At 57.0% G+C, this 16,848-nt stretch carries 18 protein-coding genes; 10 read left to right on the forward strand and 8 right to left on the reverse strand.

Translation table 11 applies throughout. The annotated features are described in order from the left end of the window. The first annotated feature begins 223 nt into the window (after positions 1-223). Positions 224-499, forward strand: a complete 276-nt coding sequence (gene ychH / locus FOY96_RS08970; protein ID WP_023312132.1) for a stress-induced protein YchH — start codon at positions 224-226, stop codon at positions 497-499. A gap of 121 nt (positions 500-620) precedes the next feature. Continuing rightward, a complete protein-coding gene (locus FOY96_RS08975; RefSeq protein WP_143346862.1) occupies positions 621-1,661 on the forward strand; it encodes a MerR family transcriptional regulator in 1,041 nt (346 codons plus the stop codon). Between the two features lie 3 nt (positions 1,662-1,664). Here FOY96_RS08975 and dauA read toward each other — a convergent pair whose 3' ends face one another. From dauA to lolB, 4 genes are all read right to left on the reverse strand, one after another. Then, on the reverse strand, positions 1,665-3,344 hold the full coding sequence (dauA, locus tag FOY96_RS08980; protein WP_143346863.1) for a C4-dicarboxylic acid transporter DauA: 1,680 nt from the start codon (positions 3,342-3,344) through the stop codon (positions 1,665-1,667). 124 nt (positions 3,345-3,468) lie between these two features. Next, positions 3,469-4,416, reverse strand: coding sequence for a ribose-phosphate diphosphokinase (gene prs / locus FOY96_RS08985; protein ID WP_003856663.1), 948 nt, complete (start codon positions 4,414-4,416; stop codon positions 3,469-3,471). A gap of 125 nt (positions 4,417-4,541) precedes the next feature. After that, positions 4,542-5,411, reverse strand: coding sequence for a 4-(cytidine 5'-diphospho)-2-C-methyl-D-erythritol kinase (gene ispE / locus FOY96_RS08990; protein ID WP_029741606.1), 870 nt, complete (start codon positions 5,409-5,411; stop codon positions 4,542-4,544). After that, a complete protein-coding gene (gene lolB / locus FOY96_RS08995) occupies positions 5,408-6,019 on the reverse strand; it encodes a lipoprotein insertase outer membrane protein LolB (protein ID WP_023312128.1) in 612 nt (203 codons plus the stop codon). Before lolB ends, ispE begins: the two co-directional genes overlap by 4 nt. A gap of 201 nt (positions 6,020-6,220) precedes the next feature. On the opposite strand from lolB, the gene hemA reads away from it, so the two are divergent. From hemA to kdsA, 6 genes are read left to right on the forward strand one after another with little or no spacing between them, the layout of a single operon-like run. Next, the gene (gene hemA, locus FOY96_RS09000) at positions 6,221-7,477 is read left to right on the forward strand and encodes a glutamyl-tRNA reductase (RefSeq protein WP_023335999.1); all 1,257 of its coding nucleotides are present in this window, start codon (positions 6,221-6,223) and stop codon (positions 7,475-7,477) included. A 41-nt stretch (positions 7,478-7,518) separates the two neighbouring features. Continuing rightward, a complete protein-coding gene (gene prfA / locus FOY96_RS09005) occupies positions 7,519-8,601 on the forward strand; it encodes a peptide chain release factor 1 (RefSeq protein ID WP_021240360.1) in 1,083 nt (360 codons plus the stop codon). Further along, positions 8,601-9,431: a peptide chain release factor N(5)-glutamine methyltransferase gene (prmC, locus tag FOY96_RS09010; protein WP_143346864.1), complete on the forward strand. Its 831-nt coding sequence runs from the start codon at positions 8,601-8,603 to the stop codon at positions 9,429-9,431. Before prfA ends, prmC begins: the two co-directional genes overlap by 1 nt. Then, complete coding sequence (gene sirB2 / locus FOY96_RS09015) at positions 9,428-9,820, forward strand: invasion regulator SirB2 (RefSeq protein WP_039263588.1); 393 nt, start codon at positions 9,428-9,430, stop codon at positions 9,818-9,820. The genes prmC and sirB2 overlap by 4 nt, the downstream gene beginning before the upstream one ends. A gap of 3 nt (positions 9,821-9,823) precedes the next feature. After that, a complete protein-coding gene (gene sirB1 / locus FOY96_RS09020) occupies positions 9,824-10,633 on the forward strand; it encodes an invasion regulator SirB1 (RefSeq protein ID WP_023312124.1) in 810 nt (269 codons plus the stop codon). A gap of 36 nt (positions 10,634-10,669) precedes the next feature. Further along, complete coding sequence (gene kdsA, locus FOY96_RS09025; RefSeq protein WP_029741601.1) at positions 10,670-11,524, forward strand: 3-deoxy-8-phosphooctulonate synthase; 855 nt, start codon at positions 10,670-10,672, stop codon at positions 11,522-11,524. Between the two features lie 114 nt (positions 11,525-11,638). On the opposite strand, the gene chaA is transcribed toward kdsA, so the two are convergent. Continuing rightward, positions 11,639-12,739: a sodium-potassium/proton antiporter ChaA gene (gene chaA, locus FOY96_RS09030; RefSeq protein ID WP_143346865.1), complete on the reverse strand. Its 1,101-nt coding sequence runs from the start codon at positions 12,737-12,739 to the stop codon at positions 11,639-11,641. A gap of 270 nt (positions 12,740-13,009) precedes the next feature. On the opposite strand from chaA, the gene chaB reads away from it, so the two are divergent. Further along, a complete protein-coding gene (gene chaB, locus FOY96_RS09035) occupies positions 13,010-13,240 on the forward strand; it encodes a putative cation transport regulator ChaB (protein ID WP_143347765.1) in 231 nt (76 codons plus the stop codon). Positions 13,241-13,417: 177 nt separating this feature from the next. Beyond that, entirely contained in the window at positions 13,418-14,113 is a 696-nt protein-coding gene (locus FOY96_RS09040; RefSeq protein WP_047061041.1) for a gamma-glutamylcyclotransferase, read from the forward strand. A gap of 30 nt (positions 14,114-14,143) precedes the next feature. Here the strand turns inward: FOY96_RS09040 and FOY96_RS09045 are convergent, their stop codons facing one another. The 3 genes from FOY96_RS09045 to FOY96_RS09055 all read right to left on the reverse strand — a co-directional run bounded on the left by FOY96_RS09045 (position 14,144) and on the right by FOY96_RS09055 (position 16,839). Further along, positions 14,144-14,383 (reverse strand): DUF1883 domain-containing protein, encoded by a 240-nt coding sequence (locus FOY96_RS09045; protein WP_010432930.1) that lies wholly within the window; start codon positions 14,381-14,383, stop codon positions 14,144-14,146. Positions 14,384-14,594: 211 nt separating this feature from the next. After that, positions 14,595-16,379: a methyl-accepting chemotaxis protein gene (locus FOY96_RS09050; RefSeq protein WP_039263586.1), complete on the reverse strand. Its 1,785-nt coding sequence runs from the start codon at positions 16,377-16,379 to the stop codon at positions 14,595-14,597. Positions 16,380-16,485: 106 nt separating this feature from the next. Continuing rightward, positions 16,486-16,839, reverse strand: a complete 354-nt coding sequence (locus FOY96_RS09055) for a DsrE/DsrF/TusD sulfur relay family protein (RefSeq protein ID WP_008499522.1) — start codon at positions 16,837-16,839, stop codon at positions 16,486-16,488. Positions 16,840-16,848: the final 9 nt, after the last annotated feature.

Here is a 16,848-nt window from a genome sequence, read left to right on the forward strand (position 1 = left end):
CGCCGCTTGACAAAATTCTGCGATCTTCCCAGCGAAATACGAATAATTTCTGATTTGAACCATTAGAATTTCAAGCTGTTCAAAGCCTTATTTGTAAACTTTTGTTTGGGACTTATCTGTAATTGTGATCATTCACGCAACTCATAAAAGGGGCGTTGTCTATACTTTACACACAAGGATTAGGGGCTTTTCCCCTGACAACCCAAAGTTCCGGAGGTGACACATGAAACGCAAAAACGCTTCGTTACTCGGTAACGTACTGATGGGATTGGGGCTGTTCGTGATGGTAGCCGGCGTGGGTTATTCCATTTTAAACCAGTTACCTCAGATTGACCTCCCGCAATACTTCGCGCACGGCGCGATATTGAGCATCTTCGTTGGTGCGGTATTGTGGCTGGCCGGGGCGCGCGTGAGCGGGCATGAGGAAGTCTGCGATAAATACTGGTGGGTGCGCCACTACGACAAACGCTGTCGTCGCGATCAGCATAAGCACAGCTAGTGCTACGATAAAGAACGCCGAAACGGCTCCCGAGGGAGTCGTTTTTTTTTGCATCAAGGGTTGACCCTCACGTAACGTAAGGCTCCAGAGTGGCGTCACTTGCAAAGAAAAAGGAGCAGTTATGTTGATTCAGGTGGGTGAGCTGGCGAAACGCGCCGGGATCACCGTGCGGACATTGCACCACTATGAGCAAACAGGATTGTTGCTGCCTTCTGCCAGAAGCGCGGCAGGTTACCGGCTTTACAACCTGGCGGATGTCCAGCGTCTGCATATGATCCAGGCGCTGGCAAAAGCGGGGCTGGAACTTGCTGAAATCAGGGATTTCCTGGAACAGGAGTCGCTGTCGTTAACCGAGTTACTCGATGCGCAAATCACGCTGCTGGATAAACAGCTGCGCAGCATACATACGCTGCGCGATCGGCTGGTGGAGCTGCGAACCGGGCTTCTCGACGATGCGACGCCGGATCTGGAATCCTGGCTACAGACTCTGGAGTTAATGAATATGTACGATCGCTGGTTTAGCAAAGAAGAGTTACAGCAGCTGCCGTTTGCGGTGCAGAAGGATGCGCTGACGGCTATCTGGTCAGGGCTGGTTGCAGAGGCCAACACGCTGCTGGAGCACCATATACCCGCTACTGACGCCCGGGCGATGGATCTGGCGACGCGCTGGATGGAGCGCCTTGAGCAGGACACGGCGGGCAAGCCGGAGTTTCTCACCCGGCTGAACGAGATGCACAGCGTTGAACCGCAGATGCAGGCGCAGACCGGCATCACGCCGGAGATGACGGATTACATCACGCGCGCGTTTGCTGAGTCTAAGCTCTGCATATGGGAGAAGTATCTCACTGCCGAAGAGATGGCCTTTACCCGGGCACACTACTTTGACCGCATGATGGAGTGGCCGCCGCTGGTGGCAAAACTGCATCAGGCGCAGCGGGAAAATATCGATCCTGCCTGTGAGGAGGCGCAAAAGCTGGCTGAAAACTGGCTGGCATTGTTCCAGTCTTACGCGGGCAAGAACCCGGAAACTCAGCAAAAGTTTCGTACTGCCATGCAGCAGGAGCCGCACCTGATGAAAGGAACCTGGATGACGCCTGCCGTGCTTGCATGGCTCCAGCAGGCGATCGGGGTGATGATGCAGAGACGTTTCTCTGCATCATGAGACTCACAGATCCGCTAACGCGGCTTCACGGTTAGGGTAGAAGGAGAGTCGGCCAGGGATCGGCTGTACGCCCGCGCGCGCCATGGTGCGCAGCGGCTGAAACTCCAGGTTACTCACCCGCAGCTCGCAGCCTTCCGGCAGACGTTTCACAAAGCGCTGGAAGGCATCCAGGCCGCCTGCATCCAGCACCGGTACGGCATCCCATTTCAGCACCACAACCCGTTTGCCCGCGATGCGGGACTCCAGATCGCTGAACAGACCTTCCGCCGCGGCGAAGAACAGCGGACCAATCACGCGCAGCACCAGCACATCGTCAGGCACCTCGACGTTAACCGGGGAAAGGCGCGTCATCTGCGCGATACGGCGCATAAACAGCAGGGAAGCCAGCACGATCCCGACGCTGATGGCGATAACCATATCGAACAGCACGGTCAGCGACATGCAGATCAGCATCACGATGATGTCGTCTTTCGGCGCGCGACGAAGCAGGTTCACCACCTTGTGCGCCTCGCTCATGTTCCAGGCCACCATCAGCAGCAGGGCGGCCATGGCGGAAAGCGGTAGCCAGGAGAGCAGCGGGGCGAGGATCAGCAGGGCGAGGATCACCAGCACGGAGTGGATAACCGCCGAAACCGGTGAGGTTGCACCCGCGCGCACGTTGGCCGCAGAACGGGCGATGGCTGCCGTTGCGGTAATACCGCCGAAGAACGGCGCGACGAGGTTGCCTAATCCCTGACCGACCAGTTCGCTGTTGGCTTTGTGCTTGGTGCCGGTCATCCCGTCCAGAACGACGGCGCAGAGCAGGGATTCAATCGCCCCCAGCATTGCCATAGAGAACGCGGCGGGAAGCAGGGCTCGCAGGGAATCCCAGCTTAGGGTGAAGCTGGAGCCGGGCATGTCCCACGGCAGCACCAGCTGCGGTAGCAGTTGCGGAATGCCGCTACCCTGTGAACCGTCCGCCAGAACATAGTGGAACTGCGAGCCGATAGTCGCGACGTGACCACCGAACATATTGACGATCGCCATCACCGCGCAGCCCAGCAGCAGCGCGGGCAGATGGCCCGGCAGACGAATACCGAGGCGAGGCCAGACGATCAGCGTGCCCAGCGTCACAATCCCGATGGCGGCGTCGCCCAGGTTGGCCGTCGGCAGCGCCATAAACAGCGCCCCCACTTTTTGCAGGTAGTGCTCCGGTACGTGGGGCATCTGCAGGCCGAGGAAATCCTTGATCTGCATGGTTCCGATGGTGATACCAATCCCCGATGTGAATCCCAGCGTTACGGAAAGGGGAATATATTCAATCAGGCGACCAAAGCGGGCCAGACCAAACAGAATCAAAAAGACGCCGGACATCAGAGTGGCGACCAGTAGGCCTGCCAGACCAAACTGCTGTGAAACCGGGTAGAGGATCACCACGAAGGCGGCGGTCGGGCCGGAGACGCTGAAGCGCGAGCCGCCCGTCAGGGCAATGACTATCCCGGCAACGGCCGAGGTGTACAGACCGTACTGCGGCGCAACGCCGCTGCCAATCGCCAGCGCCATCGCCAGCGGGATGGCGATAATGCCGACGGTGATCCCGGCAATCAGGTCACGGACAAAGCGTGACGAGGTGTACTTCTCTTTCCAGCAGGCGTCGATGAGGGCGCGAAAGGGCAGAACATGTGAGGAGGTTACGTTTTTCACAATTATCTATCATCCGTATGCGCATCATCTGTCATGTGAATGGCAGGTGAAGGAGGCATTAATCATACAAATAAAACCCGGAGACAAAAAAACCCGCCGCAGCGGGTTTTTCGGCCGTGTTCGATTAGTGTTCGAACATTGCTGAGATGGATTCTTCGTTGCTGATACGACGAATCGCTTCGGCCAGCATCCCGGACAGGGTCAACGTACGCACGTTTGGCAGTGCTTTGATCTCGTCGCTCAGTGGGATGGTATCGCATACCACAACTTCGTCAATGACGGAGTTGCGCAGGTTGTTTACCGCGTTACCGGAGAAGATCGGGTGAGTCGCGTAAGCGAATACGCGCTTGGCACCACGCTCTTTCAGCGCTTCAGCTGCTTTACACAGCGTGCCGCCGGTATCGATCATGTCGTCAACCAGCACGCAGTCACGGCCAGCAACGTCACCGATGATGTGCATCACCTGAGAAACGTTAGCGCGCGGACGGCGTTTGTCGATGATCGCCATGTCGGTATCGTTCAGCAGCTTAGCGATAGCGCGGGCACGTACCACGCCGCCGATGTCCGGAGAAACCACGATTGGGTTATCCAGGTTCAGCTGCAGCATGTCTTCCAGCAGGATTGGGCTGCCGAATACGTTATCAACCGGGACGTCGAAGAAGCCCTGGATCTGCTCTGCGTGCAGGTCAACGGTCAGTACGCGGTCAACGCCGACGCTGGACAGGAAGTCAGCGACAACTTTAGCGGTGATTGGCACACGTGCGGAACGGACGCGACGGTCCTGACGGGCATAGCCGAAGTAAGGGATTACAGCAGTGATACGGCCTGCTGAAGCGCGACGCAGGGCGTCGACCATAACAACCAATTCCATCAGGTTGTCGTTCGTTGGAGCACAGGTGGACTGGATGATGAAAATATCACCACCGCGTACATTTTCGTTAATTTGTACGCTGACTTCGCCGTCGCTAAAGCGACCTACGGCGGCGTCGCCGAGGGAAGTGTACAGGCGGTTGGCAATACGTTGTGCTAGTTCCGGGGTGGCGTTACCAGCAAAAAGCTTCATATCAGGCACGAGAAGAACCTCAGGCATGCGTCCAGTGGTGGATAGCGTTCGCCGCAAACTGTGCGGGCCAGGCGAAGGCTATCCAGGCGGTGTATTAAAGAGCGCGATGCAACGTCTGGAACAGGGTGACGTTGTCACCGAAACTCAGTCTGCGCCAGAATGGTCTGCTGTAGGGGGGAGGTGTTCATCCCGCGAGCTACAAAACCATGCAGCCAAACCGGCGCTTGCTCAAGCACCTGACGAGCGGCGGATTCGGTGTCAAATTCAGCAAAGACACAGGCTCCTGTACCAGTCAGGCGCGACGGCGCGTATTCTAACAGCCAGGAAAGCACCGCATCAACCTCGCGAAAACGTTTTCTTGCGATATCCTCGCAATCGTTGCTGAATTCACAATTTAATAACGTTTCTATTGACCGAACCGGGGTATTCCTTTTCAGGTCAGGATCTTTAAAGATGACCGGCGTCGGAATGCTCACGCCAGGATGGGCAACCAGATACCACTTCTCCGGCGGTTCAGCCGGGGAGAGGATCTCACCCACGCCTTCAGCAAAGGCCGCATGACCGCGCACAAACACCGGGACATCCGCCCCCAGCGTCAGGCCCAGGGCTGCCAGTTCGTCCTTCGACAGCCCGCAGCCCCAGAGGTGGTTCAGCGCAACCAGCACGGTGGCGGCGTTGGATGAGCCGCCGCCCAGACCGCCGCCCATCGGCAGGCGTTTCTCGATACGGATATCCGCACCGCTTCCCGCGGGCAGACGGCCCGATTCCGCCGCGGCTTTCATCAGCAGACGCGCGGCGCGCACGATCAGGTTGTCCTCATGCGCCACGCCTTCGACAGGCGTTAGCAGGCAAATCTGCCCGTCCTGGCGCAGTTCAATGGAGATCGTGTCGCCATAGTCAATAAACTGAAACAGCGTCTGCAGGGTGTGATAACCGTCAGCACGCTGGCCGGTGATGTATAAAAACAGGTTCAGCTTTGCCGGAGAGGGCCAGTGGGTCATCATTTAACGATCCAGTTGTCCATTTTCAGCTTGATACGCTGGCTGCCCTGGGTCAGCTCCATGTTTGATGGCAGCGACGGTTTACTCTTGCTGTCATAGGCGCTGTACACCACTTTCCAGGTTTTGCCGTTCTGGGTGTAGTTCACCTGGCTCAGACGGTACTGATCGTCAAGGGTGTAGTCAGTTGCCTCGCCCGGTAGGCCAAGGATCCACTGGCGCAGGCTGTTGAGCGGGATAGGCATCCCGGTCAGCTTGCCAATCATCTCTTCGGCATCGGTCGCGGTATAGTGCTGGCCTTTGTTATCGGTGATCTGCGCTTCGCCCGGTTTGGCGATAAGCTCCAGCTCGGTGCTGCCCAGCGGGTTCAGCAGCAGCAGGCGGTAGTTGTCCTGCCCCGTCTGCTGCCAGAAGAAGCGGGCATAAACCTTTTGCTCGTCAGAGAGATAAGCGAAAGCGCCGCGGGTCTGGTACTGGTTCAAATTACGGACGTCCTGCTGATGCTGACGCCACTGCGGTGAATCAGGGCTTTTGCCCGGGCCTTTTGGTTGGGTGACGGTACAGGCGGTCAGAACCAGTGCTGCCAGCGGCAGCAGGCGAATCAGTCGGGTCATAATGAGGACAAATCCTTGAGATACGTTGCAGTTATAACTGTTAATGCTAGCGTCGAAGGGGGCTACCGTCTACGTTCAAATTATCTCAAAGGGTTGTGTAACCTATTACTCCGAAAGGGGGCAGTCCCTTTTATTGATCTCGCGCATCCTGTATGATGCGTTCTGCTAACCTTATTAACGCTGGTACTACTCCCGCTCAACATGACCCTATTAGCACTCGGCATCAACCACAAAACGGCTCCGGTTTCGCTGCGAGAACGCGTGACGTTTTCGCCGGATACGCTTGACCTGGCGCTGGACAGCCTGCTTGCACAGCCTATGGTGCAGGGTGGCGTGGTGCTCTCGACGTGCAACCGTACCGAGCTGTATTTAAGCGTGGAAGAGCAGGACAACCTGCACGAAGCGCTGATCCGCTGGCTATGTGACTACCACAACCTCAATGAAGACGAGCTGCGCAACAGCCTGTACTGGCATCAGGACAACGATGCCGTCAGCCATCTGATGCGCGTCGCCAGCGGGCTGGATTCGCTGGTGCTGGGCGAGCCGCAAATTCTGGGTCAGGTGAAAAAAGCCTTTGCGGATTCGCAAAAAGGGCATCTGAAGGCCAGCGAGCTGGAGCGCATGTTCCAGAAGTCGTTCTCCGTGGCGAAGCGTGTGCGAACCGAAACCGACATTGGTGCCAGTGCGGTTTCTGTTGCTTTCGCGGCCTGCACCCTTGCACGCCAAATCTTTGAATCCCTTTCTACCGTCACCGTGATGCTGGTGGGGGCGGGCGAAACCATCGAACTTGTGGCGCGCCATCTGCGCGAGCATAAAGTGAAAAAGATGATTATCGCTAACCGCACCCGCGAACGCGCGCAGGTGCTGGCGGATGAAGTGGGGGCAGAGGTGGTTGCCCTGAGCGACATCGATGAACGCCTGAAAGAGGCGGACATTATTATCAGTTCTACCGCCAGCCCGCTGCCGATTATCGGAAAAGGGATGGTGGAGCGTGCCCTGAAGTCCCGCCGTAATCAGCCGATGCTGCTGGTGGATATCGCCGTCCCGCGCGATGTTGAGCCGGAAGTGGGAAAGCTGCCTAATGCCTATCTCTACAGCGTGGATGACCTGCAAAGCATCATTTCGCACAACCTTGCCCAGCGTAAAGCGGCGGCGGTTCAGGCGGAAACCATCGTTGAGCAGGAAACCAGTGAGTTTATGGCCTGGCTGCGCGCGCAAAGCGTCAGCGAGACCATCCGCGAGTACCGCGGGCAGGCGGAGCAGGTGCGTGATGACCTGACTGCCAAAGCGTTAGCAGCCCTTGAACAGGGCGGCGACGCCAATGCGATTATGCAGGATCTGGCGTGGAAACTGACCAACCGCCTGATCCATGCACCAACCAAATCTCTTCAGCAGGCTGCCCGTGACGGGGATGATGAACGCCTGACTATTCTGCGCAACAGCCTCGGGCTGGAATAGCGCCCTATACCCATTTTCTAAGACAAGGTGCACTTACGCCTATGAAGCCTTCTATCGTCGCTAAACTGGAAGCTCTGCACGAGCGCCATGAAGAAGTACAGGCGCTGCTCGGGGATGCCGGGACCATTGCGGACCAGGAACGTTTTCGCGCGCTCTCGCGTGAATACGCGCAGTTAAGTGATGTTTCTAAATGCTTTACCGACTGGCGACAGGTTCAGGAAGATATCGAAACCGCGCAGATGATGCTCGACGATCCTGAAATGCGCGAGATGGCGCAGGAAGAGTTGCAGGATGCGAAAGCGCGTTCTGAAGAGATGGAGCAGCAGCTTCAGGTGCTTCTGCTGCCGAAAGATCCGGACGACGAGCGTAACGCGTTTGTGGAAGTGCGTGCCGGTACCGGCGGTGACGAAGCGGCGCTGTTTGCCGGGGATCTGTTCCGCATGTACAGCCGCTACGCCGAATCGCGTCGCTGGCGCGTGGAGATCATGAGCGCCAACGAAGGCGAACATGGTGGCTACAAAGAGGTTATCGCCAAGATCAGCGGCGACGGCGTGTACGGTCGTCTCAAGTTTGAATCCGGCGGTCACCGCGTGCAGCGCGTGCCGGCCACCGAATCTCAGGGCCGCATTCACACCTCCGCCTGTACGGTTGCGGTGATGCCGGAGCTGCCGGAAGCTGAACTGCCCGACATCAATCCGGCGGACCTGCGTATTGATACGTTCCGCTCCTCTGGCGCGGGCGGTCAGCACGTTAACACCACCGACTCCGCCATCCGTATTACCCACCTGCCGACCGGCATCGTCGTCGAATGTCAGGACGAGCGTTCGCAGCACAAAAACAAAGCCAAGGCGTTGTCCGTGCTGGGCGCGCGTATCCACGCAGCCGAAATGGCGAAGCGCCAGCAGGCGGAAGCGTCTACGCGGCGTAACCTGCTGGGCAGCGGCGATCGCAGCGACCGTAACCGCACCTACAATTTCCCGCAGGGGCGCGTAACCGATCACCGCATCAACCTGACGCTGTACCGTCTGGACGAGGTGATGGAAGGGAAGCTGGATATGCTGATCGAGCCTATCGTGCAGGAATACCAGGCCGACCAGCTGGCGGCGCTGTCCGAGCAGGAATAATGGATTTTCAGCGCTGGTTACGTGAGGCGGCCGGTGAGCTTTCAGAAAGCGAAAGCCCGAAACGCGACGCCGAGATTTTGCTTGAGCACGTGACGGGTAAAGCCCGCACGTATCTGCTGGCTTTTGGCGAAACCGAACTGACCGCGGAACAGGAAGCGCAGCTCGCCGCGCTGCTTGCTCGCCGTAAAACCGGCGAGCCGGTGGCGCATCTGGTCGGTGAGCGTGAGTTCTGGTCGTTACCGCTGTACGTCTCGGCGGCGACGCTGATCCCGCGTCCGGACACCGAGTGCCTGGTGGAGCAGGCGCTGGCGCGTTTACCTGCGGCGGCCTGCAGCATTCTCGATCTCGGTACCGGCACCGGTGCTATCGCGCTGGCGCTGGCCACCGAGCGGCCCGACTGCGCGGTAACGGCGGTGGATGTGATGTCCGATGCGGTGGCGCTGGCGCAGCGTAACGTGGAACGTCTCGGGCTTCGCAACGTGACGGTGCTGCAAAGCAGCTGGTTTGCCGCGCTGGAGAATCGCTCATTTGCGATGATTGTCAGCAATCCTCCCTATATCGACGAACATGACCCGCACCTTGCGCAGGGAGACGTGCGCTTCGAACCGCTGACGGCGCTCGTGGCCGCCAACGCGGGATTAGCCGATCTCGAACACATTGTGACAACGTCACGGGAACATTTACTTCCCGGCGGCTGGCTGCTCGTGGAGCATGGCTGGACGCAGGGAGAGGGCGTTCGGGCACTGTTTACGCAAGCTGGCTACGCCGCTGTCGAAACCTGCCGCGACTACGGCGGCAACGAACGCCTGACGCTGGGGCAGTGGCTATGAGCCTGTTTACCGTGCTCATTACCGTCCACCTCATTTCCGTTGCGCTGACCGTCAGCTTTTTCATCGTCCGTTACTGGTGGCGCTACAGCAACAATCCGCTGATGGATGCCCGCTGGGTGCGTATCGCGCCGCACTGCATCGACACGCTATTGCTCCTTTCCGGCGCCGGACTCATGTTGAAGACCGGCTATCTGCCATTTACTGATAAAGGTGCATGGCTGACTGAAAAGCTGTTTGGCGTTATCATCTACATCGTTTTGGGTTTTATCGCGCTTGGGCGTCGTCGTCCGCGCAGCCAGCAGGTCGGGTTTATCGCCTTTCTGCTGGGTCTGGTGGTGCTGTACATCATCATTAAACTCGCCACCACAAGAATACCGTTACTGGGGTAAGTCATGAGGTCCTTAGCCGATTTCGAATTTAATAAAGTGCCGCTTTGCGATGGCATGATCCTGATTTCTGAGATGATTCGCGACGATTTTACGTCGCAGTTTGTCTACGATGAGCTGGAGAATCTGGTCAGCCTGGCGCGTGAAGAGATTAATCAGGCTCGCCCGCAAGACTGGCAATTAGAGAAGCTGCTGGAGCTTTTCTACGGCGAATGGGGTTTCTGCGACACGCGGGGCGTGTATCGCCTGTCTGACGCGTTATGGCTGGACCAGGTCTTAAAAAATCGTCAGGGCAGCGCCGTGGCGCTGGGCTCTATTTTGCTGTGGGTCGCGCACCGTCTGGATATTCCGCTGGTCCCGGTCATTTTCCCGACGCAGATGATCCTGCGCGCTGAGTGGCTGGACGGTGAAATGTGGCTCATTAATCCCTTCAACGGCGACACGCTGGATGAACATACGCTGGACGTGTGGCTGAAAGGCAATATCAGCCCGGTGGCTGAACTGTTCAACGAAGATCTCGACGAGGCGGATAACGCGGAAGTGATTCGCAAGCTGCTGGATACGCTGAAGTCTGCGTTAATGGAAGAGCGTCAGATGGAGCTGGCGTTGCGCGCCAGCGAAGTGCTGCTGCAGTTCAACCCGGAAGACCCGTACGAAATTCGCGATCGTGGGCTGATCTACGCGCAGCTCGACTGTGAACACGTGGCGCTGAATGATTTGAATTATTTCGTTGAGCAGTGTCCGGAAGATCCCATTAGCGAAATGATTCGTGCGCAGATCAACGCGATCTCGCACAAACAAATTACACTGCATTAATCTTAATTCCGATTCACACCTGAATAAGGCGATCCTATGAAACAAAAAGTGGTTAGCATTGGTGATATCAAGGTAGCAAACGACCTGCCGTTCGTACTGTTTGGCGGCATGAACGTGCTGGAATCCCGCGATCTCGCCATGCGTATCTGCGAACACTACGTGACCGTGACCCAGAAGCTGGGCATCCCGTACGTGTTTAAGGCCTCTTTTGACAAAGCCAACCGCTCCTCCATCAACTCTTACCGTGGCCCGGGCCTGGAAGAGGGAATGAAAATTTTCCAGGAGCTGAAGCAGACCTTTGGCGTGAAAGTGATCACCGACGTGCATGAAGCCTCACAGGCGCAGCCGGTGGCAGACGTGGTGGACGTGATTCAGCTTCCGGCATTCCTGGCGCGTCAGACTGACCTGGTTGCGGCGATGGCGAAAACCGGTGCCGTGATTAACGTGAAAAAACCCCAGTTCGTCAGCCCAGGCCAGATGGGCAACATCGTCGATAAATTTATCGAAGGCGGAAACGACAAGGTGATCCTGTGTGACCGTGGCGCAAACTTCGGTTACGACAACCTGGTTGTCGATATGCTGGGCTTCAGCGTAATGAAAAATGTCTCCGGCCAGTCTCCGGTGATTTTCGACGTGACGCACGCTCTGCAGTGCCGCGACCCGTTCGGCGCCGCGTCCGGCGGCCGTCGCGCTCAGGTGACCGAGCTGGCGCGCGCCGGCATGGCGACCGGTCTGGCCGGCCTGTTCATTGAAGCGCACCCGGATCCGGCTAACGCGAAATGCGACGGCCCATCCGCGCTGCCGCTGGACAAGCTGGAGCCGTTCCTGAAACAGATCAAAGCGATTGACGATCTGGTGAAGAGCTTCGACGAACTGGATACCAGCAACTAATAAAAAAACCCGCTTCGGCGGGTTTTTTATGGGGCATATTGCCGGGTGGCGCTGCGCTTACCCGGCCTACAAAACCCGTAGGCCCTGCAAGCGAAGCGTCGCTGGGCAAAAAGGCTACGCAAAAATTGTCATTAAATACGCAATAAACAAGGCCATATGCGCCGCGCCGTTCAGCACGTTGGTGCGCCCGGTTGAGAACGAAATCTGGCACAGCAGCAACGAGGCGACCATCACAATCATCTCCGGCGCGCCCAGCGCAAACTGCAGCTCGTTGCCCGTCATAAAGGCAATCAGCGTCACCACCGGTACGGTAAGTGAAATCGTCGCCAGTACGGAGCCGAAGAACAGGTTCATTGCGCGCTGCACCTGATTATTCAACACCGCTTTCAGCGCGCCCAGCCCTTCAGGGGACAGGATCAGCAGCGCCACCAGGAAGCCGGTAAACGCCACCGGCGCGTTCAGCTCGGTTAACAGCGTCTCCAGCGGGTTAGCGTTCATCTTGGTGACGGCAATCACCGCAATCAGATGCACGATCAGCCAAACCGTATGCCACGCGCTGCTGTGGGCCGATGGCTTGCCGTGGTGCGGGTCATCATCGTCACCGTCGTCTTCATGCTCGTACACAAACAGACTCTGGTGCGTTTTGGTCTGAATCAACAGGAACACACCGTACATGGCGGCGGAAATCAGTGCGACCAGCAGCGCCTGCCCGGTGGAAAAGTTTGCACCCGGCAGCGCCATCGGGAAGACCAGCACGATAACCGCCAGCGGGAAGAGGGCGATAAGATACTGTTTAATGCCGAACAGGTTCATATACTGGGTCGCAAATTTGCGCCCGCCCAGCAGCAGAGAGAAGCCCACCAGGCCGCCCGTTACAATCATGATGATCGAATAGAGCGTATCGCGCATCAGCGTTGGCGCAGCATCGCCGGTCGCCATAAGGGCGGAAATCAGGCTGACTTCGAGAATAACAACGGAAAGGCTGAGAATTAACGATCCGTACGGCTCGCCCAGACGGTGGGCCAGGACGTCCGCATGGCGAACAACGCTAAATGCGCTGGTTAAGATGCCGACCAGGGCAAGAATATTGATACCAACCACCACTGGCAGTGACTGACTGCTTCCCCAGAAGAGCAGCACAGCCAGTGCCAGAACCGGGAAAATGAGTGACGTCTCCTTGTGGCGGGTCTTTACCGCCTCGTGTGTTGCTGTCATGTGCTTCTCCATCAATGCAGGTGCTTGTAATTATAGATAGATTTTTGAGGTCATTAAATTAACAGATCTCTGTTAAATACCCTTTATTTTTTACTTAATTTTACCCTTTTCCATTATTTTTAATCCTGATGCCTGTAATGAATAGTTTTTGTTTAATACTCATTAAATAACAGCGAATTAAAAATATAATGTACTCATAAATTATTGCCGGGTGGCACCATGGCGTATCGTCGTCCACACTTATCTCTTTAACCAAAAGAGAGGTTAGTGATGCCCTATAAAGCGAAATGCGAATTACCGGATAACGTGCAAAACGTTCTGCCCGCTCACGCGCAGGATATCTACAAAGAGGCGTTTAACAGCGCCTGGGATCAGTACAAAGACAAGGACGATCGCCGGGATGATGCCAGCCGTGAAGAGACGGCCCACAAAGTCGCCTGGGCCGCAGTAAAACATGAATATGAGAAAGGAGACGACGATAAATGGCATAAAAAGAAATAGCCATGAAATGATTCGCTGCCTTCATTTTGACTTTTCAGGCGGTTGAACTTCCGTTGTATTGCAACTGGTCCGCTAATTGCTTATCGTTATTCGACTGCTGGCAAAATGACCAGCATAAAATGCCGGGAAGGCGAATTACAGATGTCGCAAGGAAGCATGCAGTGGCGGAGGTGGAAAGTGTTAACGCGTGATTTCTTAATGAAGGCAGATTGTAAGACGGCATTTGGTGCTATTGAGGAATCGCTTCTCTGGTCAGCTGAACAACGTGCGGCGTCACTCGCTGCCACGCTTGCCTGCCGCCCGGATGATGGCCCGGTATGGATTTTTGGCTACGGCTCCCTGATGTGGAACCCGGCTCTGGAATTTGTCGAATCGGCAACGGGAACGCTGCCTGGCTGGCATCGCGCATTTTGCCTGCGCCTGACGGCCGGACGCGGCAGCGCGTGCCAGCCTGGCCGTATGCTTGCACTGAAAGAGGGCGGGCGCACCACGGGCGTGGCGTATCGCCTGCCGGATGCCACGCTGGAAGAGGAGCTCACGCTGCTCTGGAAGCGCGAGATGATCACCGGCTGCTATATGCCGAGCTGGTGCAAGCTGGAACTGGACGACGGACGCACCGTCAACGCGCTGGTGTTTATTATGGACCCGCGTCATCCGCTGTATGAAGCGGATACCCGCACGCAGGTGATTGCCCCGTTGATTGCCGCCGCGAGCGGGCCTCTGGGCACCAACGCGCAGTATCTGTTCTCCCTCGATCAGGAGCTGACGCGCCTCGGCATGAAGGACGATTGTCTAAATGAGCTGGTGGTGAAGGTGAAGGCGCTGCTGGAAGGGAACCCGCTCAACAGCGCGCTGCGACCGGGTTTTGCCTGACAATACGCCCGGCTTGCCGGGCGTTTAAACTTATGCTGCCACGTAGCTGACGGAATGCTCCAGCGACTGGCTGTGGCTATCAATCAGCACATCCCACGTGCCGGTATACGGCACGGTAAGCCAGGCCTTATCGTCCTGTACGGTGAGAATATCCGCCTGGGACTGTTTTTGTGCTTTCGAACTCATCAGATGAATACGACAGCGTTCTGAGCAACGCACCACTACCGTATCCCCACCAAACAGTTTCAAACTTGTTTTTACCAGTGCCATTTTTTACCCCGTAGTCTTAAACAACGCTCTCCCTGCTGCCATATCCGAGCGTGATGTTGTTCACAATTCACTCATGGCATAACACCAAAGGGGAGGGGGCGGGATGCTGATTTTGATCAAAAAATGGCATAACGATTAAACAAAAATGACAAAATTCCTCAAAATTTAGGCTAGCGCGCGTTTTACCCGCTAAACGCGCGCCGGAAGAAGATTAAATGCGGAAATGCCCGGCTGTTTCAGCAAGGTCGCCCGCCTGGCTCTGCAGGGCTCCCGCGGCGGCGGCGGATTCCACCACCAGCTCGGCGTTCTGCTGAACCATTCTGTCGAGATGGGTCACCGCGTGGTTGATCTCATGAATCCCTTTCATCTGCTCGCTGGTGGCGATGGAGATTTCACGCATGATGCCAGAGACGCTGCCGATGCTGGAGCGGATCTCATCCATGCTTTCCCCCGCCAGATGCACGTAGCGGGAGCCGGTTGCCACGCTGTCGGTGGTGGAGTCAATCAGAGATTTGATCTCTTTCGCCGCCTGAGCGCTACGACTTGCCAGGTTACGCACTTCACCTGCTACGACGGCAAACCCGCGCCCCTGCTCACCCGCACGCGCCGCCTCGACGGAGGCGTTCAGCGCCAGAATGTTAGTCTGGAAAGCAATCCCGTCAATCACGCTGGTGATATCGCCAATTTTTGCCGACGCGACTTCAATGGACTGCATGGTGCTGATCGCCTGCGATACCACCTCGCCGCCGCGCGCCGCGGCCGCTGAGGCCTTGCTCGCCTGGTCGTTCGCTTCTGCCGCCGATTCATTCGACTGCGTCACGGAGGCGGTGATCTGCTCCACGGCGCTGGCCGTCTCGCGCAGGCTGGATGCCGCCTGCTCGGTACGTCCGGAAAGATCCTGGTTACCTGCGGCAATCTCCTGCGCGGCGTTTTTCACCGATTCGCTGGCGTCACGGAGCTGCACCATCACCACCGACAGCTTATCGCTGAAGGCGTTAAAGGCCTGGGCAATCTGCGCGACCTCGTCTTCGCCGTTATCCGGCAGGCGCTGGGACAGATCGTTAGTGCCGTTAGCAATGTTGTGCATCGCGTCGCGAATGTCGGACAAACGCTTGAGCAGGCGGGCAATCAGGAAATGCACAATCGCCGCGCTCAGGAGTGCGAGGATCACCAGCGAAATCCCCGAGGCTTTAAGCAGGGAACGCATGCCGGAGGTGGCGTCACCGCTGTCGAGCGCGATGACTAACAGCCAGTTTGTGCCCGGCACGGCTGTCGCCACGAAGGTTTTTTCCGCGTCGTTCAGCGTTCCGTCGACGGGGTTACCGCTTTTCAGCGCAGCAAAATCAATGCCCTTGATCGTCTCACCAAACGGTTTCAGCGTCAGAGCCGGATCGTTAGCGGCAATCACGCTGCCGTCGCTGTTCAGAAGCAACCCGCTGCTGGCCGGGGTGGGATGGATCCCGCGCACGTTAGCCACCACGCTGTCCATCGCCACATCGCCCGCCACGACCGCTTTGAGCGTGCCATTTTCTTTCACCGGCACCGCAAAGGTTACCACCAGTTTACCGGTTCCCGCGTCAACATAGGGCGCGGTGACAACCGGACCGTCCGTGCTGACCACCTGCTGATACCACGGGCGAATAGTCGGGTCATAGTCCGCCGGAACGCCCGCCGGTTCAGAGAATTTCGCCGTTTTGCTGGCGTAGCCAACATAGACGTTGGTGAATCCACCCGCCTGCGCAAGCTGTTTAAACACCGGAACCGGGTCGTCATTCAGCGCAACGGTCTGCGCGGAGGCGATCACCGTCATCTTGCTTTTTACCCAGTCGGCAATCGCCATGTTATGGCTGGCGCTGGTGCTGGTCAGGATATCGCGCTGGGACTGCTGGTTATCCTGGCGCGTGACCTGGAAGTTAATGACGGTATTAAGGAGAAGGGCGACGACCAGACAGCCTGCCGTCGCCGCGATGATGCGTGCACGAATCGATCTGAACATAAGTGAAATACCTGCTGTGTTGTTTCCATGCCTATCGGCAACCCCGCAGGTAAACTTGATGCTGAAACCGCGTCCATAAGAAAATAATATTTTTACGAGTTTATTATTAAAAAGTTAATACTTTATCGGCGGACAGCGTCCACTCGGCCAGCTCAACCAGCGTACCAATCTCTACGCCATCAATCAGCGGCAGACCGGTAATGCCGCGGCCGTCGGTGCAGGTCTTGCACAGCTTCACCGGCACGTTTTGCGCGGTGAGGATCTCCAGCATCTGCTGAATGTTATAGCCTTCTGCCGGTTTTTGACCCTTCAGCCCCGCGGTGACCGCGTCCGACATTAAAAAGAGTCGTAACGCCAGGTCGCTCTCTTTTTCACGCAGCGCAATCGCCAGGCGCAGGCTGTTAAAAAGGGATTCGCTGCCGTAAGCCGCACCGTTGGCGACGATCACAATCTTTTGCATGTTGACTCC

The organism is Enterobacter asburiae (assembly GCF_007035645.1).
Taxonomy (GTDB): domain Bacteria; phylum Pseudomonadota; class Gammaproteobacteria; order Enterobacterales; family Enterobacteriaceae; genus Enterobacter; species Enterobacter asburiae_B.